The sequence below is a fragment of the Caballeronia sp. AZ7_KS35 genome, assembly GCF_023631045.1.
GTDB lineage: Bacteria > Pseudomonadota > Gammaproteobacteria > Burkholderiales > Burkholderiaceae > Caballeronia > Caballeronia zhejiangensis.
The window spans coordinates 59,149-80,803 of the sequence record NZ_JALQDV010000045.1 but is presented as its reverse complement, the minus strand read 5'-3'; the positions used below and the strand labels follow the sequence as shown (position 1 = coordinate 80,803).

17 protein-coding genes, 1 tRNA gene and 1 pseudogene are annotated in these 21,655 nt (G+C 63.2%); 15 read left to right on the top strand and 4 right to left on the bottom strand.

Going from position 1 to position 21,655, the window contains the following annotated elements; all coding sequences use genetic code 11:
- Positions 1-26 precede the first annotated feature (26 nt).
- Positions 27-956, top strand: a pseudogene (locus NCT05_RS28350) (LysR family transcriptional regulator); the annotation flags it as partial.
- A gap of 50 nt (positions 957-1,006) precedes the next feature.
- Here NCT05_RS28350 and NCT05_RS28345 read toward each other — a convergent pair.
- Positions 1,007-1,091, bottom strand: a tRNA-Leu gene (locus NCT05_RS28345).
- Positions 1,092-1,243: 152 nt separating this feature from the next.
- On the opposite strand from NCT05_RS28345, the gene NCT05_RS28340 reads away from it, so the two are divergent.
- Complete coding sequence (locus NCT05_RS28340; protein WP_034470218.1) at positions 1,244-2,452, top strand: mechanosensitive ion channel family protein; 1,209 nt, start codon at positions 1,244-1,246, stop codon at positions 2,450-2,452.
- Here NCT05_RS28340 and NCT05_RS28335 read toward each other — a convergent pair.
- A complete protein-coding gene (locus NCT05_RS28335; RefSeq protein WP_250479276.1) occupies positions 2,441-3,415 on the bottom strand; it encodes a LysR family transcriptional regulator in 975 nt (324 codons plus the stop codon). The two genes, NCT05_RS28340 and NCT05_RS28335, sit on opposite strands and share 12 nt — an antisense overlap.
- A gap of 96 nt (positions 3,416-3,511) precedes the next feature.
- Between NCT05_RS28335 and NCT05_RS28330 the strand changes: the two genes are divergently transcribed.
- Positions 3,512-5,539, top strand: a complete 2,028-nt coding sequence (locus tag NCT05_RS28330; protein ID WP_502801803.1) for an oxidoreductase — start codon at positions 3,512-3,514, stop codon at positions 5,537-5,539.
- A 51-nt stretch (positions 5,540-5,590) separates the two neighbouring features.
- Positions 5,591-7,168, top strand: a complete 1,578-nt coding sequence (locus NCT05_RS28325) for an ABC transporter substrate-binding protein (RefSeq protein ID WP_008347001.1) — start codon at positions 5,591-5,593, stop codon at positions 7,166-7,168.
- A gap of 7 nt (positions 7,169-7,175) precedes the next feature.
- Here the strand turns inward: NCT05_RS28325 and NCT05_RS28320 are convergent, their stop codons facing one another.
- Positions 7,176-8,048: a GNAT family N-acetyltransferase gene (locus NCT05_RS28320; RefSeq protein ID WP_250503720.1), complete on the bottom strand. Its 873-nt coding sequence runs from the start codon at positions 8,046-8,048 to the stop codon at positions 7,176-7,178.
- Between the two features lie 244 nt (positions 8,049-8,292).
- Here NCT05_RS28320 and NCT05_RS28315 point away from each other — a divergent pair, with 244 nt between their 5' ends.
- The 11 genes from NCT05_RS28315 (at position 8,293) to NCT05_RS28265 (ending at position 20,695) form a co-directional block, all read left to right on the top strand.
- Complete coding sequence (locus NCT05_RS28315) at positions 8,293-9,771, top strand: aldehyde dehydrogenase family protein (RefSeq protein WP_250503719.1); 1,479 nt, start codon at positions 8,293-8,295, stop codon at positions 9,769-9,771.
- A gap of 176 nt (positions 9,772-9,947) precedes the next feature.
- Positions 9,948-10,616: a haloacid dehalogenase type II gene (locus tag NCT05_RS28310; protein WP_008346995.1), complete on the top strand. Its 669-nt coding sequence runs from the start codon at positions 9,948-9,950 to the stop codon at positions 10,614-10,616.
- A 28-nt stretch (positions 10,617-10,644) separates the two neighbouring features.
- Complete coding sequence (locus tag NCT05_RS28305; protein WP_250503718.1) at positions 10,645-11,919, top strand: NAD(P)/FAD-dependent oxidoreductase; 1,275 nt, start codon at positions 10,645-10,647, stop codon at positions 11,917-11,919.
- Between the two features lie 80 nt (positions 11,920-11,999).
- The gene (locus tag NCT05_RS28300; protein ID WP_250437419.1) at positions 12,000-13,622 is read left to right on the top strand and encodes an ABC transporter substrate-binding protein; all 1,623 of its coding nucleotides are present in this window, start codon (positions 12,000-12,002) and stop codon (positions 13,620-13,622) included.
- Positions 13,623-13,702: 80 nt separating this feature from the next.
- Positions 13,703-14,659 (top strand): ABC transporter permease, encoded by a 957-nt coding sequence (locus NCT05_RS28295; protein WP_008346990.1) that lies wholly within the window; start codon positions 13,703-13,705, stop codon positions 14,657-14,659.
- The gene (locus NCT05_RS28290) at positions 14,656-15,588 is read left to right on the top strand and encodes an ABC transporter permease (protein WP_175981439.1); all 933 of its coding nucleotides are present in this window, start codon (positions 14,656-14,658) and stop codon (positions 15,586-15,588) included. Before NCT05_RS28295 ends, NCT05_RS28290 begins: the two co-directional genes overlap by 4 nt.
- Positions 15,585-17,432 carry an ABC transporter ATP-binding protein gene (locus tag NCT05_RS28285; protein ID WP_250503717.1) on the top strand — a complete coding sequence of 616 codons (1,848 nt, stop codon included), beginning with the start codon at positions 15,585-15,587 and terminating at the stop codon, positions 17,430-17,432. Before NCT05_RS28290 ends, NCT05_RS28285 begins: the two co-directional genes overlap by 4 nt.
- Positions 17,429-17,743 (top strand): (2Fe-2S)-binding protein, encoded by a 315-nt coding sequence (locus NCT05_RS28280; RefSeq protein ID WP_008346985.1) that lies wholly within the window; start codon positions 17,429-17,431, stop codon positions 17,741-17,743. Before NCT05_RS28285 ends, NCT05_RS28280 begins: the two co-directional genes overlap by 4 nt.
- Positions 17,728-19,116, top strand: a complete 1,389-nt coding sequence (locus NCT05_RS28275; protein ID WP_250437415.1) for an FAD/NAD(P)-dependent oxidoreductase — start codon at positions 17,728-17,730, stop codon at positions 19,114-19,116. Before NCT05_RS28280 ends, NCT05_RS28275 begins: the two co-directional genes overlap by 16 nt.
- The gene (locus NCT05_RS28270) at positions 19,113-20,282 is read left to right on the top strand and encodes an NAD(P)/FAD-dependent oxidoreductase (protein WP_250503716.1); all 1,170 of its coding nucleotides are present in this window, start codon (positions 19,113-19,115) and stop codon (positions 20,280-20,282) included. The genes NCT05_RS28275 and NCT05_RS28270 overlap by 4 nt, the downstream gene beginning before the upstream one ends.
- The gene (locus NCT05_RS28265; RefSeq protein ID WP_175981448.1) at positions 20,279-20,695 is read left to right on the top strand and encodes a helix-turn-helix domain-containing protein; all 417 of its coding nucleotides are present in this window, start codon (positions 20,279-20,281) and stop codon (positions 20,693-20,695) included. The genes NCT05_RS28270 and NCT05_RS28265 overlap by 4 nt, the downstream gene beginning before the upstream one ends.
- Here the strand turns inward: NCT05_RS28265 and NCT05_RS28260 are convergent.
- Entirely contained in the window at positions 20,609-21,580 is a 972-nt protein-coding gene (locus tag NCT05_RS28260) for a LysR family transcriptional regulator (protein WP_008346980.1), read from the bottom strand. The genes NCT05_RS28265 and NCT05_RS28260 overlap by 87 nt on opposite strands.
- Between the last annotated feature and the right edge of the window lie 75 nt (positions 21,581-21,655).

Below are 21,655 nucleotides of genomic sequence, written 5' to 3'. Positions count from 1 at the left end.
TATCGCCGACTCATAAGTTTTCACTAATGTTAAAGACCACGACCTTCCGTCAGTTGCGCACGCTGCAGACCGTCGCGCGCGTGGGCAGCATCTCGGGCGCCGCCGATGAACTGCATCTCACGCAGCCGGCGGTCTCGTTGCAAATCTCGTTGCTCGGCGAAGCCGCGGGCACGCCGCTTTTGCGCCGCGTCGGCCGCGAAGTGCAGCTCACGGCTGCGGGCGAAGTGATGGCGCGTTACGCGAACGAAATCCTGAGCCTTTGGAACGAAGCGGGCGAAGAAGTGGCGGCGTTGCGCGGCGAACTGGGCGGCACGTTGCGCATCGGTGCGATCACGACGGCGGAATATCTCGTGCCGCCGCTGCTCGTGCGCTTCACGAAGGAGCGGCCCGGCGTGAAGCTGCAGTTTCGCATCGGCAATCGCGATGACATCGTCCGCATGCTCGCGACGAATGAAATCGATCTCGCGATCATGGGACGGCAGCCGCGCGAACTGCGCACGAGCGTCGCCGCATTCGCGAAGCATCCGATGGCGTTCGTCGCCGCGCCTTCGCATCCGCTGATGCGCGCGAAGCGCCTGCGTCTGACCGATCTCGAATCGGCGAATCTGCTCGTCAGGGAGCGCGGCTCGGGCACGCGCGTCGCGATCGAAGGGCTGTTCAAGGAAGCGGGTCTGAAGCTGCATGCCGCGTCCGAGTTATCGAGCAATGAAGCGATCAAGCAGCTCGTCGAAGCGGGACTCGGCGTGGCGTTTCTTTCGCTGCACGCGTGCGCGCTCGAAATGCAGGCGGGCTTGCTCGCGACGCTTCCCGTGCCTTCGACGCCGATCGAGCGCGCTTGGCATGTCGTGCATATGTCGGAGCGACGCCTGCCTCAGGTCGCGAATGCGTTCAGGGAATTCTTGATTCAGTCGGGAGCGGCCGTCGCGGGCCTGACTGCGCCGCCGGAAACGCACAAGCTGCGTTCGACGCGCAGAGAGAAGAAAACAGAAGTCGTTGCGGATGCAACTGGTGCCCAGGTCGGGACTCGAACCCGAACGCCTCGCGGCGCTACCCCCTCAAGATAGTGCGTCTACCAATTCCGCCACCTGGGCAAGGGGACCGAATTGTAGCGGGAAAATCGGGAAATGCGAAGGGCTTCGATCATCGCGTGCATCGTCGCGACGCTACTACAATATTCGGCAAAGCAACGGTCTCGTCGGATTCGCCTGAATAATCACATCGGTTCGCCCATACGGGAGCGTCCATGTTCGGCAACAGCTTGCGTTTCGAAGTGGGACCCGACTGGCAAGTCAACGTCGCCACCGATAGCTGGCTCATCGCGACGCTTCTCGTGATCGCCATGCTGCTGGCGATTTTCCTCGCGAGCGTCATCTGCTACTACCTGACGCGCTGGATCATGCTCGTGATCGTCAACCGGCTCGCACGCAAGGAAGGGCGCAAGTGGCTGATCGCGGCGGAGCGACATCGCGTGTTTCATCGGCTTGCGCCGCTCGTGCCTGCCGCTATCGTCTATGCCGCGGCGCCGTTGCTCACGGGGCTCACGTTTCCGGTGATCCCGGCGCTCGGCAAGCCGCTCGCCATACTCGCGGCCTGCTACATGGTCTACACGATGGTGCGCGCGGCGCTTGCATTGCGCGACAGCATCGACGAGCGCTATAGCCACTTTCCTTCGGCGAGCGAGCGGCCCATCAAGAGCTTTCTGCAGATCGCCACGATCGTCGTGTATCTCGTCGCGCTGATCGCGGTCGTTTCGCTGCTGCTCGAGCGTTCGCCCGTTTATCTGCTCACCGGTCTCTCCGCGATCACGGCGCTGCTCATCATCATTTTTCGCGACTCGCTGCTCGGCTTCGTCGCCAGCATCCAGCTCGCCGCGTACGACATGCTGCGCGTGGGCGACTGGATCGAAGTGCCCGGATATGTAGCCGATGGCATCGTCATCGATATTGCCTTGAACACGATCAAGGTGCGCAACTTCGACAACACCGTCGTCATGTTGCCGAGCCAACTGCTGCTGACGAACAGCGTGAAGAACTGGCGCGGCATGGTCGCGTCGGGCGCGCGACGCTTGCGGCATGCGATTCACTTCGACGTGGACACGATCCGCTATCCCGACGACGCGTTGCTCGCGCAATTGCACGCAGCGATAGAACAGCCGCTCGTGACCGTCGAAGGCGAGCGCCGCACGAACCTCGGTTTGTATCGGCACTATCTCAGCGGATATTTGCGCGCGCACCCGGCCGTGCGTCGCGACATGCCGCTCGTGATTCGCCACGTCCAGTCCACGACGGCGGTCGTGGCACTGGAGATCTGCGTGTTCATCGACGAGATTCGCTGGGAGCGCTACGAGGCGTTGCTATCGGACATGCTCGATCACGCTTATGGCGTCGTGCCGTTTTTCGGCCTGCGCTGCTGGCAGCGCGAGCGTTCGGTGTCCGCGCCCTCAGGAAGGTGATCGAACCGTGCTTGCGTGATCGGCGCGGTGCTTGCGCACCGCTTTCAGCGGCGCGAGCACGCGACGGGCATCGTCAAGTTCCTTCCTCATTTCGTCGATGAGCCATTGCGCCACCGCGCGCGTGCTTTCCGACGGATTCGACGAGCGATGTTCGAGCACGTAATTGCAGCCCGTTTCGATGTATCGGTCCCACGCGGGAATGACCTTGCCCTCGTTCAACGGCGCCGCGATCGCGAGCAGCCAGCCGAGCACGACGCCTTGTCCGAGCATCGCGCATTGCACGGCGAGTCCGGGATCGGTGTGATGCACCGCTTCGCCGATGCCCTTGTCGGACAGCCCCGTCGCACGATGAAAATCCGCCCAGGAAAGCGTGGTCACGTCGAGATGAATATAGGCGTGACCTTCGATGCTCGCCGGCGTATCGAGCGGCCCGAATTCGGCGCGATAGTTCGGACTACAGACAGGGACGATGATCTCCGGACAAAGAAGAAGCGGTTCCTTCTCCGAACCCGGACCATGCAGCCGGATGCCGAGGTCCGCATCTTCGAGCGGTCCGTAGAGCCGCCCGGCCATCACTTGCAAGCGCAGATTGATGGAAGGAAACGCGCGGCGAAACCCCGCATAACGCGGCAAGAGCCACAAGGCGGCGAAGCCGCTCGCGAGCGACAGCGTGACGATTTCGCCTTGCGCATGATCGCGCTTGAGTTCATCGATGGTATCGCCGATCTGCCCGAAACCCGATGCAACGGCGCGCTGCAATGTTGCGCCGCGATCGGTCAGGGTAAGTCCTAGCTTCGTGCGATCGAAGAGCCTGAAGCCGAGCGCGTCTTCGAGACGCGCCACCATGCGGCTCACGGCGACGGGCGTCACGTTGAGTTCGCCGGCCGCCTTGGTGAAACTCAAGAGCCGCGCGGATGTTTCGAAGACGAGCAGTGCCTGAAGGGACGGAAGTCGCAGACTCATACAACACCATGTTAAGGGGCGTGCATCCATTTGTAATTTGACGGCGCATATTGACCTCCTTACCTTGAGTCCGACGCTTACTTCTTCTCGCAGGCCATGACCACTGCTTCGTCGGACCCGTTGCTTCAGCCCTTTGCCCTCAGGCATCTCGTACTCAGAAACCGTGTGATGAGCACGAGTCACGCGAGCCGTCTCACGCGTGATGAATTCCCTCAGGAGGTTTATCAACGGTATCACGAGGAAAAGGCGAAAGGGGGTATCGCGCTGACGATGTTCGGCGGCTCGTCGAACGTCAGTCTCGACAGTCCCAATACGTTCCAGCAGATCAACGTCTCGACCGATGCCGTGGTGCCGCATCTGCGGCGCTTTTCCGATCGCGTCCATACGCACGGCGCCGCGCTCATGTGCCAGATCACACATCTCGGGCGGCGCGGCGATGCATACACGGAACCGTGGCTGCCGATGATCGCGCCATCGGCCGTGCGCGAAACGCTGCATCGGGCGATGCCGCAGGCTATCCACGATGCCGACATCAAACGCGTGATCCGCGACTTCGGCCTTGCGGCGAAGCGCTGCCGCGATGGCGGTCTGGACGGCATCGAAACGCATGCGGGCGGGCATCTCATCGGCCAGTTCATGGACCCGACCGTGAACCTGCGCACCGATAAATACGGCGGTTCGACGGCGAATCGCGTGCGCTTCGCAATCGAGGTTCACGAAGAAATACGCAAGCAGGTGGGCGACGATTTCATCGTCGGCTTTCGCTTCGCGCTCGAAGACGGATGCAGCTTCGAGGAAGGGCTGGAGATGTCGCGCATCCTGCAGAGCACGGGTCTGTTCGATTTCTTCAACGTCACGTTCGGGCGCATGGACACGAAGATGTCGCTCGCGGTCAACTCGATGCCGGGCATGTTCGTGCCGTCTGCACCGTGGCTGCCCAAAGCGGCCGCGTTCAAGCGCGCGGTCGATCTGCCCGTCTTCCACGCAGCGAAGATCGCCGATCTCGCCACGGCGCGTTATGCGATACGCGAAGGTCTGCTCGACATGGTTGGCATGACGCGCGCGCATATCGCGGAGCCGCATCTCGTGAAGCTCGTCGAAGCAGGCAAGGAGGATGAAGCGAGGCCGTGCGTCGGCGCATCGTTCTGCCGCAACTTTCGCGCGACGTGCATTCATAACCCGGCGACATCGCGCGAGACGTATCTCACGCATGACATACCGGAGGCCGAGCAGAAGAAGCGCGTGCTCATCGTCGGCGCGGGACCTGCGGGCCTCGAAGCCGCGCGCATCTGCGCGACGCGCGGCCATGACGTCACCGTGCTCGAGGCGAACTCGGAGGCGGGCGGACAGATGTTGCTCGCGGCGACGGGAAGCTGGCGGCGCGATCTTATCGGCATCGTCGACTGGCGCGTGGCGCAACTCGACAAGCTCGCTGTCGATGTGCGCTACAACCACTACGCCGAGTTGAGCGACGTGCTCGATCATGGCGCGGATGTGGTCATCGTCGCGACGGGCGGCCTGCCGAATCTGGATGCGTTGCCGGGCGGCGAGCTCTGCAAGTCCGTCTTCGATGCGCTCACCGAAACGCCGCCGCGCGAAGGCAGCGTGCTCGTCTACGACGGCACGGGCCGGCATAACGCGTATCTCTGCGCCGAGCGTTATGTCGATGCGGGCCTTGCTGTATCGCTCGCGCTCATCGACAGCGTGCCCGCGCAGGAAACCGGCGGACGCGGCGACGATCAGGTCTGGATGCGCAATATCGCGCGCTGGGATGTGCCGGTCCGCACGAACATCGAATTGATCGAAGTGAGCGCGACCGATGGCGGCAAGCGCCGCGCCGTGTTCCGTCATCATCTGACGAACGAGCTCGTCGAGATGGAAGCGGATCATGTCGTGGTCGAGCGCGGCATGCTCGCGGTCGAGGATCTCTTCGAAGCGGCGCGCATGTATTCGGCCAATGACGGCTACACCGATCTCGAAGCATTCGCGACAGGCAAGCCGCAACCCGAAGCGAGGGAACGCGAGGAAGGACAGTTCCACTTGTACCGCATCGGCGATGCCAGCGCGTCGCGCGATATCCATACGGCCATCTATGACGCCTATCGGCTTTGCATGGCGCTGTGAAGGCAGGTTGCATCTCATCCGTTGAAACGACAATGAACGAGCGAGGCTCACATGACATTGCCGAAGGACTTCGTAGTTGCCGATCCGAGCCGCCGCAAGGCGATCAAAACGCTTGCCGCGGCGGGTGCGGCGACGCTGATCTTGCCGGGCGCATCGTCGCTTGCATTCGCCGCGAACGAGCCCGCGCCGCAACGCGGCGGACGCATCCGCGTGGCGCTCGCGAATCAGTCGCTGATGGACTCGCTCGATCCCGCGAAGGGAACGCATACCGGCGATTACGCTCGCGCGTACATGTTCTATAGCGGCCTCACCGAACTCGACGCCGACTTCAAGACGCAGAACGCGCTCGCGGAGAAGCTCGAATCGGACGACTTCACGACATGGACCGTCACACTGCGGCCCAACGTGCATTTCCACGACGGCAAGCCGCTGACATCCGACGATGTCGTGTTCTCGTTGATGCGCCACAAGGACCCGGCGACCGGCTCGAAAGCGAAATCGATAGCGGATGGCATCAGCTCGGTGAAGGCGGCGGGACCGTTGAAAGTCGAGATCACGCTGACCGAGCCGAACGTCGATCTTCCCGCGCTGCTCGCGATTCCGCATCTCGTGATTGTCGCCGCGAACACAACCGATTTTTCGAAGGGCAACGGCACGGGACCGTTCACATGCAAGGAGTTCACGCCGGCGCAACGCTGCATCGGCGCGCGCAATGCGAACTTCTGGAAGCCGGGGCGTCCGTATCTGGATGAGGTGGAGATCATCGGCATCGGCGATGATGCAGCGCGCACCAATGCGCTGCTCGCGGGCGATGTGCAGCTCATCTCGCCACTGCCCGCGCGCGATGTCGACCGCGTGAAGCAGACCGGCAAGGTGACCGTGCTCGAAAGTCCGTCGCAACTCTATTCCGATCTCGCGCTGCGGCAGGACATGCTGCCGACGAAGAGCGCGGACTTCAACGAAGGCATCAAGTATCTGCATGATCGCCAGCGCATCGTGAACGTGATGTTGCGCGGACACGGCACGCTCGCGAACGATCATCCGGTGCCCGAGTGGCATCCATACTTCATGAAGGGATTGCCTCAGCGCACGTTCGATCCGGACAAGGCGCAGTTCCACTTCAAGAAGGCCGGCACGCCGGGCGCGCGTGCGGAGATCATCGCGCCGCCATCCGTCGAGACCGCGCTCGATTCCGCGATGCTGATCCAGCAGGCGGCGAAACAGGCGGGCGTCGACATCAACGTGCGCCGCGTGCCCGCCGATGGTTACTGGACGACCTACTGGATGAAGTATCCGATGACCTACGGCTCGATCCTGCCGCGCCCGACGCTCGATCTGCTGTACACGCAGTTCTTTCGCTCGAACGCGAACTGGAACGAGTCCGGCTGGAAGAACGAGCAGTTCGATCAACTGTTGATACAGGCGCGCCGCGAACGCGACGAAGCGAAGCGCAAGCAGATGTACGGCGACATGCAGACCATCGTCTACGAGAAGAACAGTCTCGTGATTCCGGCCTTCATCAACTTCATCGACGCGCAAAGCTCGAACTTGCGCGGCTTGAAGGGGACGCCGTCAGGACGCGTGATGGGCTATCGGTTCGCGGAGTTCGCGTGGCTCGCGAAGGCGTGACGATCGATTACCACACGGCCTGGCTCGTCAGCGCAAATTGCGTGAACGTCGCATCGGTGGATGGCTTGCCGTTGAGCGCCATCTGCTCGATGGTATCGACGAGCGGCAGGCCGAGTCCTTCCAGCCACGAGGAAAGGCCGTAACGCAAGGGCGTATCGATGCGCACGAACATGCCCGCGTTCAGCGCGAGCCAATAGCTGATCAGCGCTTTGGCGCGGCTCTGGTCCGCCGACTCGGGCGCGACGACCGGGCCGATCACGTGACCATCGCCGAAACGTCGGAAGAGTGCGAAGCCGATCAGTTCGCCATCGCGATCGAGTGCGATGCCGCTCGCGACATCAAGCAATCGCGACATGAGTTCCGTGCGATCCAGCCCGCTTGCGCGCGATGCCAGCGCGGCAAGACGCGGCGTATCCTTCGCGCCGATCGGACGGAGCCGTTCGCCCGGCGGCAGCGAAACGAGCGGCGGCTGAAAGGCCGCGCCCTGATGTTGATGAATGGTGTCGATGGTTTCGAAGCCGCGTTCCACGCAAAGCGGCTTGCCTTCGTTCGATGCGTGGATCAGCAGCATGCGCGGACCGAGCTTCGCACGCAGGCGGTCGAGCAGTCCGCGCCCGATGCCGCGCCGCTGATGTTCCGGCGACACGATGAACATGCCGAGCGTCGCCGCATCCGCGCCGAACTGAAACGCGAGCGCCGTACCGACGAGCGCACCGTTCTGATCGACCGCCGCTAAGCCGCTGCCGATACGCGCCGCGAAACGCCAATCGTCCGCGCGATGCCGCCATTTCACGGACGCGGACAACGCGTGCGCTGCAGGAAGGTCGTCGAGCGTGAAAGCCCGGTATTCGACCACTTCGTTATTGTTCGAGTCAGGCACGCGGCCTCCTCAGTTTGAAGACATTTACCGTGACTTTGACACCGCGCAGCGCGCATGGCTAGGACGATCTTCCTGTCCCGCACGGCCCGAGATTCCGCCGCGTGGTGCAACGCAAAACCGCAGGTTATCGCGGCAAGAACGCGCGCGCTGTGCTGAATCGGCAATTTTGTCGGCGAAATATGCCGGCGCGCTGGCCCTACGATGGAGTCATGTCAACGCAACATGCCGAGGAGGACTCACGCATATGGACCGGTTCGATCCTGCCAGCATCGTCATCAGAAGCGGGCACTTCATCGGCGGCGAACTGATCGATGCGGGCGCGTCGCGTATCGAGGTAACGCGTCCGTCGGATGGCGTCGCGTATGCCTCGGTGCCCGTCGCCGATGACGCGATGATCGACTACGCCGTGCAGAACGCCTACAGCGCGTTCAAAAAGAGCGACTGGGCCCGCCGCGCGCCACGCGAGCGCGCACGCGTGCTGCGCAAGTTCGCCGATCTCGTCGCTGCCGACGCTGCGAATCTCGCGCCGCTCGAAGCGATCGGCTCGACGCGGCCGGTGCGCGACGCATACAACTGGGACGTGCCGTTCACCGCCGAGAGCATTCGCTTCTATGCGGAGCTTGCCGACAAGATCGGCGGCGATGTTGCGGCAACGGATCATCGACATCTCGGCATGACGATCGCGGAGCCGTATGGCGTGATCGGCGCGATTGCTCCGTGGAATTTTCCGCTCGTGATGGGCATATGGAAGACCGCGCCCGCGCTCGCGGCGGGCAACGCGGTCGTGCTGAAGCCTTCGGAGATGACGCCGTTCAGCGCGTTGCGTCTCGCCGAGCTCGCGCTCGAAGCGGGCGTGCCGCCGGGCATCTTCAACGTCGTTCAGGGCGATGGCCGCACCACCGGCGATGCGCTCGTGCGTCATCCCCGCATCGGCAAAGTGACGTTCACCGGATCGACGCACACCGGCGCCGCGATCATGGCCGCATGCGCGCAAAGCGGCACGAAGCCGGTCACGCTGGAACTGGGCGGCAAGAGCCCGCAGATCGTGTTCGCCGACGCACCGCGCATCGATGAGGTCGCACGTCGCATCGCGGGCGCCATCACGGGGAATGCGGGGCAAGTGTGCGTCGCGGGATCGAGGCTGCTCGTGCAGCGCGGCATCGCCGAAGAACTGACGGATCGCATCGCGCAAGCATTCGGCGAACTGAAAGCGGGCGCGACCTGGGCTGCGGGCACCACCTTGCCGCCGATCATTTCGGAGCCGCAGGCGCAGCGCATCGATGCGATCGTTCAGCGCAGCATCGCGAACGGCGCGACCTTGCGTTGCGGCGGAAAGCGTGCCGATGCTGCGACGCCCGGCGCGTTCTATTCGCCAACGTTGCTGTGCGACGTCACGCAGGAGAGCGACGCCGTGCGCAATGAAATCTTCGGCCCGGTGCTCACCGTGCAGTCGTTCGACACCGAAGAAGAAGCGTTGGAACTCGCAGCGCATCCGGACTACGGCCTTGCTGCGGGCGTGCATACCGCGGACATCGGTCGCGCGTTGCGCATGGTACGCGGCATCGAAGCGGGCACGGTATGGGTGAATCGCTATGGACGTACCAGCGATTTCGTGATTCCGACGGGCGGCTACAAGCGCTCTGGCATTGGCAAGGATCTCGGACGGCAGGCTTACGAAGCGAATCTGCGCTTCAAGAGCGTGCTCATCGATACGGAAGTCTGAAGCGCACGATCGTTCCAAACGTGCGCCGCATTTTCTGCTGTGGCGACGCCTCAAAACGCATGACTTGTATCGTCGCGAGGCACGCATTCAACGCCATCAGTCATTTTTGCCTTGTTTAAATTTTCTCGACACTTCGCTGTTTCTTGTTTCAACCAACACACGACAGGACTGACATCATGATCGATTTCGAGCCGAAGTACATCACGTTCGACTGCTACGGCACGCTGACGAAATTCCGCATGGCCGACATGACCCGCGAGATGTACGCAGACCGCCTGCAGGGCGACGACCTCGAACAATTCGTCAAGTTCTTCGCGGGCTATCGCCGCGACGAAGTGCTCGGCGCGTGGAAGCCGTATCGCGACGTGATCGTCAATTCGGTGCGCCGCGCGTGCGAGCGCATGAACGTCGAATTCAACGAAGCCGAAGCCGAAAAATACTACCTCGCCGTGCCGACGTGGGGCCCGCATCCGGATGTGCCGGAAGGTCTCTCGCGTCTCGCGAAGAAGTACAAGCTCGTGATTCTGTCGAACGCATCGGACGATCAGATTCAGAGCAACGTCGACAAGCTCGGCGCGCCGTTTCATCGCGTGTTCACGGCGCAGCAGGCGCAGTCGTACAAGCCGCGCATGCAGGGCTTCGAGTACATGTTCGATCAATTGAACTGCAATCCGGAAGACGTGCTGCATGTGTCGTCGAGCCTGCGCTACGACCTGATGACCGCGCACGACATGGGCATCAAGCACAAGGCGTTCGTGAAGCGCGGCCACGAGCCGGGCACGCCGTACTACGAGTATTACGAAGTGGACACCATCGGCGATCTCGCCGGTCAACTCGGTCTGTAATCGAAGCCACTTCACGCGAGCAATGCCGATGAAACTCGACTCCTACTGGCTCGATACCGCGCCTTCGATCATCTCGACGTGCGAAGGCCCGGCGGATGGCCAGGCCGATGTCGCCGTGATCGGCGGCGGGTTCACCGGTTTGTCGGCGGCGCTCGCGTTGGCGAAGCGCGGCGCGTCGGTCGTCGTGCTCGATGCCGGGCGCATAGGCGGCGGCGCGTCGGGACGCAACGGCGGTCAATGCAATACGGGCGTCGCGCAGGACTATGCGGCGCTGCGCTCGCAACTCGGCGCGGAGCGCGCGCAAGGCTGTTATCGCGCGTATGCGGCGGCGGTGAGCACGGTCGAACGTTTGATCCGCGAAGAAAACATCGATTGCGACTATCTCGCGTCGGGCAAGCTGAAGCTCGCCGCGAAGCCGCATCATCTCGAACATATCGCGACGACCGCCGAGTTGATCCGGCGCGAAGTCGATCCGGATATCGATGTGCTCGATCGCGAGCAGGTCCGCAATGAAGTGCAGTCCGATGCCTTTCACGGCGGGCTGTTGCAACGTCACGGCGGACAGATGCATATGGGCAAGTTCGCCGTCGGCCTCGCGAATGCAGCGGCGAGGCAAGGCGCGCGTCTCTATGAGCACGCTGAAGTCACGGCGATCGCGAAGGAAGGCGGCGCCTATCGAATCGATTCGAAGCGCGGCACGTTGCGCGCAAGGCAAGTGCTGATCGCGACAGGGCCTTCGAAGCATGGACCGTTCGCGTGGTATCGGCGCAGGCTTGCACCGGTCGGCTCGTTCATCATCGTGACGGAGCCGCTGCCAGCGGAACAACTGAAGCAACTGTTGCCGCAGCGCCGCTCGTACACGACGAGCCGCCTGATGCACAACTATTTTCGCGTGACGCCCGATTCACGTTTGCTGCTCGGCGGCCGCGCGCGCTTCACCGCGTCGGAACGTCCATCGGACGCGAAGAGCGGACGCATTCTGCAGGCGAATCTCGCAGCGATTTTCCCGGGTCTCGCCAGTGCGCGCATCGACTATTGCTGGGGCGGTCTCGTCGATATCACCGCGGATCGCCTGCCACGCGCGGGCCAGCACGATGGCATCTATTTCTCGATGGGCTACAGCGGCCACGGCACGCAGATGTCGACGCACATGGGCCAGATCATGGCCGACGTGATGAACGGCAACGCCGATGCGAACCCGTGGCGCGATTTCGACTGGCCCGCGATTCCGGGCCATACGGGCAAGCCGTGGTTCCTGCCGCTCGTCGGCGCGTATTACTCGATCAAAGACGTTTTCTATTGAAGCATCGAAAGCAAAGACAGACGGCCTTCATCCAATAACCAAGCCGTCGAACATTCACAGTCCCTATCGCGGAGAAGTTCATGAGCATCGACAAATCGCCTGAAGCACTCGTTCACGCCGATGCCGGCAAACGCCTGGAAGAACTGACGCGCCGTGGCGCGTCCCGGCGCAATGTCCTTCGCGCGATGGCCGCGGGCGGACTCATGTCAATGACGGGCGCGGGTCTGCTCACCGCGAGCGGCGCGGCTTTCGCGCAGGACAAGCCGAAGCAGGGCGGACGCATTCGCGTGGCGACGCAGTCGTCGTCAGCCGCCGATACGCTCGATCCGGCGAAGGGCGCGCTCGGCACGGACTACGCGCGCGGCTTCATGTTCTACAGCGGCCTGACCGAACTCGACAATCATCTCGGCGCGAAGATGGCGCTCGCCGAATCGCTCGAAACGAAAGACGCGACCGTGTGGGTCGTGAAGCTGCGCAGCGGCGTGCAGTTCCACGATGGCAAATCGCTCGCGCCACAGGACGTCATCTATTCGCTGATGCGCCATAAGGATCCGGCGGTCGGCTCGAAGGCGAAGACGCTCGCCGATCAGTTCAAGGAAATCAAGGCGACCGGCCCGAACGAGCTCACGATCACGCTGACGGGCGCGAACGCGGACCTGCCCGTGATTCTCGCGGACTCGCACTTCCTCATCATCAAGGACGGCACGACGGACTTCAAGACGGCGGTCGGCACGGGCCCGTTCAAGCTGAAGGAGTTCTCGCCGGGCGTGCGTACCGTCGGCGTGCGCAACGAGAAGTACTGGAAGCCGGGCATGCCGCATCTGGACGAAGTGGAGCTGATCGGCATCGCGGACGAACCCGCGCGCGTGAACGCGCTGATGTCCGGCGACGTGCAGCTCATCAATGCAGTGAGCGCGCGCTCGACCGAGCGGATCAAGGGCACGCCGGGCTTCGCGGTGCTGGAAACGAAGACGGGCCAGTACACCGATCTCATCATGCGCGACGATGGCGGCATCACCGGCAATGCGGATTTCCGCCGCGGCATGATGTACCTGATGGATCGCGAGCAGATGCGCAAGACGATCTTCCGCGGCTATGGCGCGATCGGCAACGATCAGCCTATCGATCCGAGCAACAAGTACTACATGTCGGGTCTGCCGCAACGCGGCTTCGATCCGGACAAGGCGAAGTTCCACTTTCAGAAGGCGAAGCTCGGCAGCACGCCGATCCAACTGTACGCATCGCCGGCGGCGGAAGGTTCCGTGGAGATGGCCGTGCTGATGCAGCAGGTCGCGCCGCAAGCGGGCATCAATCTGCAAGTGACGCGCGTGCCGTCGGATGGTTACTGGTCGAATCACTGGATGAAGCATCCGCTCGGCTTCGGCAACATCAACGCGCGCCCGAGTGCGGACGTGATCTTCACGCAGTTCTTCAAATCCGATGCGCCGTGGAACGAAGCGAACTGGAAGAGCCCGCAGTTCGACCAGATGCTCGTCGCCGCGCGTGGCGAACCGGACGATGCGAAGCGCAAGAAGATTTACGGCGACATGCAGGAGCTCGTGCATACGGACGGCGGCATCGGCATTCCGATGTTCCAGAGTTCGCTCGACGCGCATACGACGAAGCTGAAGGGCTTGGGTGGCATTCCGCTCGCGGGCCTGATGGGCTGGATGTTCGCGGAGAACGTGTGGCTCGAGGCATGAGCATGCTTTGAAGCGGGATGTGCGCCATCTTCCGATGGCGCGCGCAGTCAAACCTTCAACGAGAGAGAGGCGTTTATCCGATGAAAGCTCATGCGCAACGACTCGTCGCCGCGCGCCTCGGCCTCGCGCTGCTCACGCTGCTGATCGTGTCGATGGTGGTGTTCGGCATCACCGGTCTCTTGCCGGGCGATGCCGCGCAACAGGCGCTCGGTCAGGCGGCGACGCCCGAACAGGTGGCCGCGCTGCGGCATCAGTTCGGCCTCGATCAGCCTGCCGTCACGCGTTATCTGCAATGGCTTCTGCATGTGGTGACGGGCAACTTCGGCACGTCGCTGTCGAACAATCTGCCGGTCAGTGAACTCATCTCGACGCGTCTGCCGAATTCGCTCGTGCTCGCGGGATTGACCGCGCTGGTGTCGGTGCCGATCGCGTTGTTCATCGGCATTCTCTCGGCGATGTATCGCGGCTCGCTCGTCGATCGCGTGCTCAACGTGCTCACGCTTTCGACGGTGGCGGTGCCGGAGTTTCTCGTCGCGACCATCGCGGTGCTGATCTTCGCGGTGAAGCTGCGCTGGCTGCCGGCGTTGTCGTATCTGTCGGATGTATCGTCGTTCGGCGCGCTCGTGCGGACCTATGCGATGCCAGTGATGACGCTCTGCTGCGTGATCGTCGCGCAGATGGCGCGCATGACGCGCGCGGCGGTGCTCGATCAGCTCAACGCTTCGTATGTGGAGATGGCGGTCCTGAAAGGCGCCTCGCCCATGCGCGTCGTGTTGCGGCATGTGTTGCCGAACACCATCGGGCCGATTGCAAATGCGGTTGCGCTCTCGCTTTCGTATCTGTTCGGCGGCGTGGTGATCGTCGAATCGATCTTCAACTATCCCGGTCTCGCGAGCCTCATGGTCGACGCCGTCACCAATCGCGACATGCCGCTCGTGCAGGGCTGCGTGATGGTGTTCTGCGCGGCTTATCTCGCGCTCGTGCTCATCGCCGATCTGGCTCAGATCGTCTCCAACCCGAGGCTGCGTCAACGATGAATCGGAACGTCACTTCTCACGCCACGACCGTGCTATACGATCAGCCGCCCGCCGATGCCCCGCAGGAGCAAGCGCCCGTCGTCGTCAGGCGCGGCCTCATGAGCCGCCTCGTCAACCGCTTTTCGGTGCTGGGTCTCATCGGTCTGTTCATCGTCGTCTTCTGGCTCGTGGTCGCGTTCGTCGGGCCGGTTGTCGCGCCTTATAAAGGCGGCGCGTTCACATCGACGGAAGTGTTCGGCTCGTATAGCGCGGCACATCTGCTCGGCACCGACTATCTCGGCCGCGACATGCTGAGCCGCATTCTTTACGGCACGCAATACACGGTCGGCCTCGCGCTCGCCGCGACGGTGGCCGCGAGCGTCATCGGCACGTTCTTCGGTCTCGTGGCCGCCGTGTCGGGACGCTGGGTCGATGAAGTGCTGAGCCGCCTGTTCGATGCGCTCATTTCGATCCCGAGCAAGATTCTCGCGCTCGTCGTGATTGCCGCATTCGGCTCGTCCATTCCGATGCTGATGATGGTCGCCGCACTCGCCTATATCCCCGGTGCCTTCCGCATCTCGCGCTCCCTCGCGGTGAACATCATGACGCTCGAATACGTGCAGGTCGCGAAGGCGCGCGGCGAGAAGCTCTTCTATATCGCACGCGTCGAAGTGCTGCCCAACATGATTCACCCGATGCTCGCGGACTTCGGCCTGCGCTTCGTGTTCATCGTGCTGCTGCTTTCGGGCCTGAGCTTTCTCGGTCTCGGCGTGCAGCCGCCGAACGCGGACTGGGGCTCGCTCGTGCGCGAGAACATCGGCGGGCTGGCTGAAGGCGCGCCCGCGGTGCTGATGCCGGCAGTCGCGATCGCGACGCTGACTGTAGGCGTGAATCTGCTCATCGACAGTTTGCGTCGTCATGGCGCGCGTTCGCATGGAGGCGGCCAATGACATCGAACACAGGCACGAACATGATCGAAGTGAAAGGCTTGCGCGTCGTTGCTGGCGCGGCGCCGGATCCCGTCGTCGAGATCGTGAAGGGCGTCGACTTCACGGTGAAGAAGGGCGAAGTGCTCGCGCTGATCGGCGAGTCGGGCTCGGGCAAGACGACCATCGCGCTCGCGCTGCTCGGTCATGCGCGCGGCGGTTGTTCTATCGCGGGCGGCTCGGTGAAGATCGGCGATACCGATGTGTTGTCGCTCGACGCGAAGGGCCGTCGCGCATTGCGTTCGCGCACCGTCGCGTATGTCGCGCAGAGCGCATTGGCGGGCTTCAATCCGGCGCGCACGATCATGGATCAAGTCACGGAACCCGCGCTGCTGCACAAACTCATGACGCCCGCTGTCGCGCGTGAGAAAGCGATCAGCCTGTTTCGTTCGCTCGCGTTGCCGAATCCCGAGACCATCGGCGATCGTTATCCGCATCAGGTGTCGGGCGGCCAGTTGCAGCGCTTGATGGCGGCAATGGCGCTGATCACCGATCCCGCCGTCGTCGTGTTCGATGAACCGACCACCGCGCTCGACGTGACCACGCAGATCGAAGTGCTCGCCGCATTCAAGGGCGTGGTGCGCGAGCTGGGCACGACGGCCGTGTATGTGTCGCACGATCTCGCGGTCGTCGCGCAGATGGCGGATCGCATCGTCGTGTTGAACGGTGGACGCGTGCGCGAGAACGGCGCGACCGCGCAAGTGCTCGACGCGCCGGCCGACGAGTACACGCGCCAGTTACTCGCGGCAACGCGCCGTCCCGAAGTGGAACGCGCAACGCCCGACGATGCACGCAAAGTGCCGCTGCTCGAAATCCGCAATCTGAGCGCGGGCTATGGACGCATCGATGCGAACGGCGTGCCCGCCGTGCGCGTGCTCGATGATGTGAGCCTGAAGATCGCGCGCGGCAGCACGCTTGGCGTGATCGGCGAATCGGGCTCGGGAAAGACGACGCTCGCGCGCGTGATCGCGGGTCTCGTCGATCGCGCGCACGGCGACGTGCTGCTCGACGGCAAGTCGTTGCCAGCGAAACTATCGGAACGCACGCTGGATCAATATCGTCGCGTACAGATCGTGTTTCAGAACGCCGATACCGCGTTGAACCCGAGCCGCACCATTGCCGATATTCTCGCGCGGCCCATGAACTTTTATCACGGTCTGCGTGGCGCGGCCGCGCAAAAGCGCATGCTGGAGCTGCTCGATCTCGTGAAGCTGCCTGCATCGATCGCGAAGCGTCAGCCGGGCGGCCTGTCGGGAGGGCAGAAGCAGCGTGTGAATCTTGCGCGCGCGCTCGCGGCGAATCCCGAGCTCATTCTCTGCGATGAAGTGACGTCCGCGCTCGATACGGTCGTCGGCGCGGCGATTCTCGATCTGCTCGCCGAGCTGCGTCGCGAACTGAATGTGTCGTACATGTTCATCAGCCACGACATCTCGACCGTGCGCGCCATCTGCGATGAAGTCATCGTGCTGTATGCGGGCCAGTGCGTCGAAGCGGGCCAGCGCGATGCGCTTTCGCATCCGCCGTATCACCCTTATACGGGCTTGCTCGTCGATTCGGTTCCTGCGTTGCGTCCCGGCTGGCTCGATTCACGTCGTGCGATGGCGCTCGGCGCATTGCCCGCGCTCGGTCCGGAAAGCGATGCGCCCGACTTGTGCAGCTTCCGTTCGCGCTGTGCGGCGCGCATCGACGGCAAGTGCAACGTGACGTCGCCCGCGAAGAAGACTTTGCCTTCGGGCGCGCACATCCTGTGTCATCACAGCGCCGACGATCTCGCCCGCATGCAGTCGATGGAAACGGTGACGGCATGAGCGGACGCTTCGTGAGAGTCGCCGAGAAAGGACGCAGGACGTTCGAGATCGTCATCGACGGCAAGCGCGCGCTCGCAGCCGAAGGCGACACGCTGATGGTCGCGCTGCTCACATCGCAGGAAGCATTGCGCGACTCCGAGTTCGGCGATGGCCGCCGCGCGGGCTTCTGCGTAATGGGCGCATGCCAGGACTGCTGGGTGTGGACCGCTAACGGCGAGCGCGTGCGCGCGTGCACGACGCAGGCGGCCGAAGGCATGTCGATCGTCACGCGTCTTGCAGAAGCGCAGGAGGGCGTATGGCCGCGACTGTGATCGTGATCGGCGCAGGACCGGCGGGCGTGCGTGCGGCGCAGGCGCTCGTCGAAGCGGGCTTGCGTCCCGTCGTTATCGATGAAGGCAGACGCGACGGCGGGCAGATCTATCGTCGTCAGCCGGAAGGATTCAAGCGCACGTACGAGACCTTGTACGGCACGGAAGCAACGCGCGCGCGTGCATTGCACGATGCGTTCGATGCGTTGCGCCCGAAGATCGACTACGTGCCCGATACGCTCGTCTGGAACATCGAGCCGAATGCACTGCACACGGTGAGCGGCACGCGTCATCGCAAGCTCGCGTTCGATGCGCTCATCATTTGCAGCGGCGCGACCGATAGGCTGATGCCCGTTCCCGGCTGGCATCACGCGGGCGCGTATAGCCTCGGCGGCGCGCAGGTCGCGCTCAAATCGCAGGGCTGCGCGATCGGTTCGCGCGTCGTGATGATGGGCACCGGTCCGTTGCTCTATCTCGTCGCCGCGCAATACGTGAAGGCGGGCGCGACAGTAAGTGCGGTGCTCGATACATCGACGTTCGCGCAGCGTCTGCGCGCGTTGCCGCAACTGCTCGCGATTCCATCGGCGTTAAGGAAGGGCGTCGCGTTGATGCGCGTGCTGAAAGATGCGCGCGTGCCGGTTCATCGCGGCATCACGCCGGTCGAGATTCGAGGCACGCCCGAGCATGGCGTGCAAGGCGTGCGCGTCAGGCAAGCCGATGGCGCGATGCTGCAAGTCGGATGCGATGCCGTCGCGCTCGGCTATCACTTGCGCCCTGAAACACAGCTCGCCGATCTCGCGGGCTGCGAGTTCCGCTTCGATCAGGCGTTGCAACAGTGGCTTCCCATCGCCGATGTGGATGGCCGCAGCAACGTGAAAGGCATCTATCTTGCCGGCGATGGCGCGCGCGTGCGCGGCGCGGATGCCGCCGAGCGCGCGGGACGTCTTGCGGCGCTCGCGGCGTTGAAGGACATCGGCATGACGTGCAGCGAAGACGAAGCCAACAAGTTGCGCTTGCAACTAAATCGCTTCACGCGTTTTGCTTCCGGCTTGCGCACCGCGTTTCCGTGGCCCGCGCGCTTTGCCGCCGCCTTGCCGGATGAAACCATCGTGTGCCGATGTGAAGCGATAACGGCAGGCGACCTGAGGCGCGTCGTGAACGACATGGGCGCAAAGGAAGCGAATCGCGCGAAGGCTTTTTCGCGCGTTGGCATGGGCCGATGCCAGGGCCGCTTCTGCGCACATGCGGGCGCGGAAGTCATTGCAGCCGAAGCACGCGTGCCGCTGGAAGCGGTCGGCCGCTTGCGCGGGCAGGCACCGGTGAAACCTCTGCCCATGGCGCTCGCGCCGCACAAGGATCTGGAGACCAGCGAATGAACGAGCGCGCCGATGTGATCGTGATCGGCGGGGGCATCGTCGGCACGACGACCGCTTTCTTTTTGCGCCGTCGCAAGCGTTCGGTGATCCTGCTCGAACGCGGCTTGACCGGACAACAGGCGAGCGGCGTGAACTTCGGCGGCGTGCGTCGCCAAGGCCGCGCGCTGGAGCAACTCGCAATGTCGAATCGCGCGCTGCAAACGTGGCGGCGTTCCCGCGAACTGCTCGGCGAAGATGTCGAGTTCTTGCCATCGGGGCATACGCGGGTGTGCTATCACGCGCATGACGCGGAATACTTTCATCGCTATGCCGCCGATGCGCGCGCTTACGACCTCGATCTCGAAGTGCTCGAAGGCGCGGCCATGTTCGAGCGCTTTCCTTTTCTGGGCCGCGACGTGATCGCCGCATCCATCTCGCCGCTCGACGGCCACGCGAATCCGCGTCTTGCCGCGCCCGCGTTCGGGCGTGCTGCCGCGCGGCTCGGCGCGCGCGTCGTCGAGAGCACGGAAGTGGTGCGCGTAGAAAAGGAAGCGGGCGGCTTTCGCGTGGAAAGCGCGGCGGGCGATGTGTATCGGGCGGAGCAAGTGCTGATTTGCGCGGGCGCGTGGGCCAATACGCTATCGACGCAATTCGGCGAACCCGTGCCGCTCGTCGCGCGCGGCCCGCAAATGGCGGTGACCGAACCCGTGCCTTACGTGTTCAAGGCTTCGATGGGCGTGTACACGTCGATCAAGGAAGAGAGCGTTTATTTCCGGCAAGTGGAGCGGGGCAATATCGTGCTCGGGGGCGGACCGCCTGGACCCGCGGACGCAGACACGCGACGCGCTTCCGTCCTGGCCGAGAACACCGTCGCGCAACTGGCGCAGTTCCGCCGCATGGTGCCCGCGATGCGCCCGCTGCATGTGATTCGCGTGTGGAGCGGTGTGGAAAGCTATCTGCCGGATTCGGAGCCGGTGATCGGTCCTAGTTCGAAAGCCGATGGCCTGTTCTACGCGTTCGGCTTCAGCGGATCGGGCTTTCAGATCGGACCGGGCGTGGGCGAGACGCTTGCCGAATTGCTCGATACGGGCAGCACGCCGATCGATCTTTCTTCGTTTTCCATCAGACGATTTCAGCGCGCTTCGTCGACGCACGCGCAATCGCTTACCTCCGAGACTTCGCCATGAGCCAAGCCAATCTGGTCGACGCGCTCGCCTACATCGAAGCCAATTTCGACAAGACCGTGAGCCTCGCGCAACTCGCGGATCTTTCGGCGCTGAGCGTGTCGCGCTTCGCGACCGTGTTTCGCGAGCAATTCGGACTTTCGCCGTACAAGTACCTGTGCGAGTTGCGCGTGCGGCGCGCGCAGACGTTATTGCTCGCGGGCGTGCCAGGATCGGTCGTCGCGACGGAAGTGGGCTTCTTCGATCAGAGTCATCTGGCGCGGCATTTCAAGCGCCTGTGCGGCATGACGCCGAGCGCGTTCGTCGAGCGCGCGCGCAGAAAAGCGCGCTCAGCCGAGCTCGATGCCGGTCTGGGCAAGCGCGTCACGCAAGCCCAGCCGCGGGTATTTGCTTTCGACGGAGCGCATGTCGCTTAGCGCTTCCTGGATGATCCATTCGCGCACGCTGGCGACGATGGGCCGCATCGACTTGTTCGGCGGCGTGAGCAGACAGCAACGCCGGCTCGTGACCACCAGTTCTTCTTCGGCGGGCACGAGCGCGCCTTGCGCGAGCCAGTGCGACGTCACGTTGAGCCATCCGAGCGCGATGCCTTGTCCGAGCAACGCCGCCTGCACGACGATCGCGTAATCGTTGAAACGCAACATGCCCGCTGCATGGCGCTCCTTTGAAGCGAACGCATGAAAACGCTCGTGCCAGCCGCGTTCTTCATCGTCCATCACGATGACGGTATCGCCATGCGCGCGCGCCGCATCGGTCTCTGCGAGTTCGTGATAACGCGGATTGCAAAGCGGCAAGAGCATCTCGGGCATCACGAGCACCGCGTGCTCGTCGATCTCTTCGTCGTGAACAAAGCGCATGCCGAGATCGACATCGACGAGCGGCCCGCCGATGCGCCCCGATATCAATTGAAACCGCAGATCGACCGATGGAAACGCCTGATTCAGACGGCTCATGCGCGGCATGAGCCAATGCGTCGTGAAGCCGGTCGATACGGAAAGCGTGACGGTCTCGATGCCCGTCGCGCGCGCCTCGATTTCGCGGATCGCACTTTCGATGCCGCTGAAGCCTTCGGAAATCTTGCGATAAAGAATCTCGCCGCTCTCCGTGAGTTCGATGCCGCCGCGCACGCGCTCGAAAAGCCGCACGCCGATATGGTCCTCCATGCGCGCGAGCATGCGGCTCACCGCGGGCTGACTCACATAAAGCTCCTGCGCGGCGCGCGTGAAATTACCGCAGCGCGCGGCCGCTTCGAATACGAAAAGCGCATTGGCGCTCGGCAGTTTCTTGCGAAGGTTTGGCATGACTTCATGTTATGCCCGATCCAACAATTTTGGAATTGCCGTCAAAAACATCGCGACTTAATATTTTCCCAACCC

Excerpts from the sequence above, each read along its gene's own strand:
- NCT05_RS28340 (WP_034470218.1), top strand. The coding sequence starts at position 1,244 with ATGTTCGGCAACAGCTTGCGTTTCGAAGTGGGACCCGACTGGCAAGTC.
- NCT05_RS28335 (WP_250479276.1), bottom strand. The coding sequence starts at position 3,415 with ATGAGTCTGCGACTTCCGTCCCTTCAGGCACTGCTCGTCTTCGAAACA.
- NCT05_RS28330 (WP_502801803.1), top strand. The coding sequence starts at position 3,512 with ATGACCACTGCTTCGTCGGACCCGTTGCTTCAGCCCTTTGCCCTCAGG.
- NCT05_RS28325 (WP_008347001.1), top strand. The coding sequence starts at position 5,591 with ATGACATTGCCGAAGGACTTCGTAGTTGCCGATCCGAGCCGCCGCAAG.
- NCT05_RS28315 (WP_250503719.1), top strand. The coding sequence starts at position 8,293 with ATGGACCGGTTCGATCCTGCCAGCATCGTCATCAGAAGCGGGCACTTC.
- NCT05_RS28310 (WP_008346995.1), top strand. The coding sequence starts at position 9,948 with ATGATCGATTTCGAGCCGAAGTACATCACGTTCGACTGCTACGGCACG.
- NCT05_RS28305 (WP_250503718.1), top strand. The coding sequence starts at position 10,645 with ATGAAACTCGACTCCTACTGGCTCGATACCGCGCCTTCGATCATCTCG.
- NCT05_RS28300 (WP_250437419.1), top strand. The coding sequence starts at position 12,000 with ATGAGCATCGACAAATCGCCTGAAGCACTCGTTCACGCCGATGCCGGC.
- NCT05_RS28295 (WP_008346990.1), top strand. The coding sequence starts at position 13,703 with ATGAAAGCTCATGCGCAACGACTCGTCGCCGCGCGCCTCGGCCTCGCG.
- NCT05_RS28290 (WP_175981439.1), top strand. The coding sequence starts at position 14,656 with ATGAATCGGAACGTCACTTCTCACGCCACGACCGTGCTATACGATCAG.
- NCT05_RS28285 (WP_250503717.1), top strand. The coding sequence starts at position 15,585 with ATGACATCGAACACAGGCACGAACATGATCGAAGTGAAAGGCTTGCGC.
- NCT05_RS28280 (WP_008346985.1), top strand. The coding sequence starts at position 17,429 with ATGAGCGGACGCTTCGTGAGAGTCGCCGAGAAAGGACGCAGGACGTTC.
- NCT05_RS28275 (WP_250437415.1), top strand. The coding sequence starts at position 17,728 with ATGGCCGCGACTGTGATCGTGATCGGCGCAGGACCGGCGGGCGTGCGT.
- NCT05_RS28270 (WP_250503716.1), top strand. The coding sequence starts at position 19,113 with ATGAACGAGCGCGCCGATGTGATCGTGATCGGCGGGGGCATCGTCGGC.
- NCT05_RS28265 (WP_175981448.1), top strand. The coding sequence starts at position 20,279 with ATGAGCCAAGCCAATCTGGTCGACGCGCTCGCCTACATCGAAGCCAAT.
- NCT05_RS28260 (WP_008346980.1), bottom strand. The coding sequence starts at position 21,580 with ATGCCAAACCTTCGCAAGAAACTGCCGAGCGCCAATGCGCTTTTCGTA.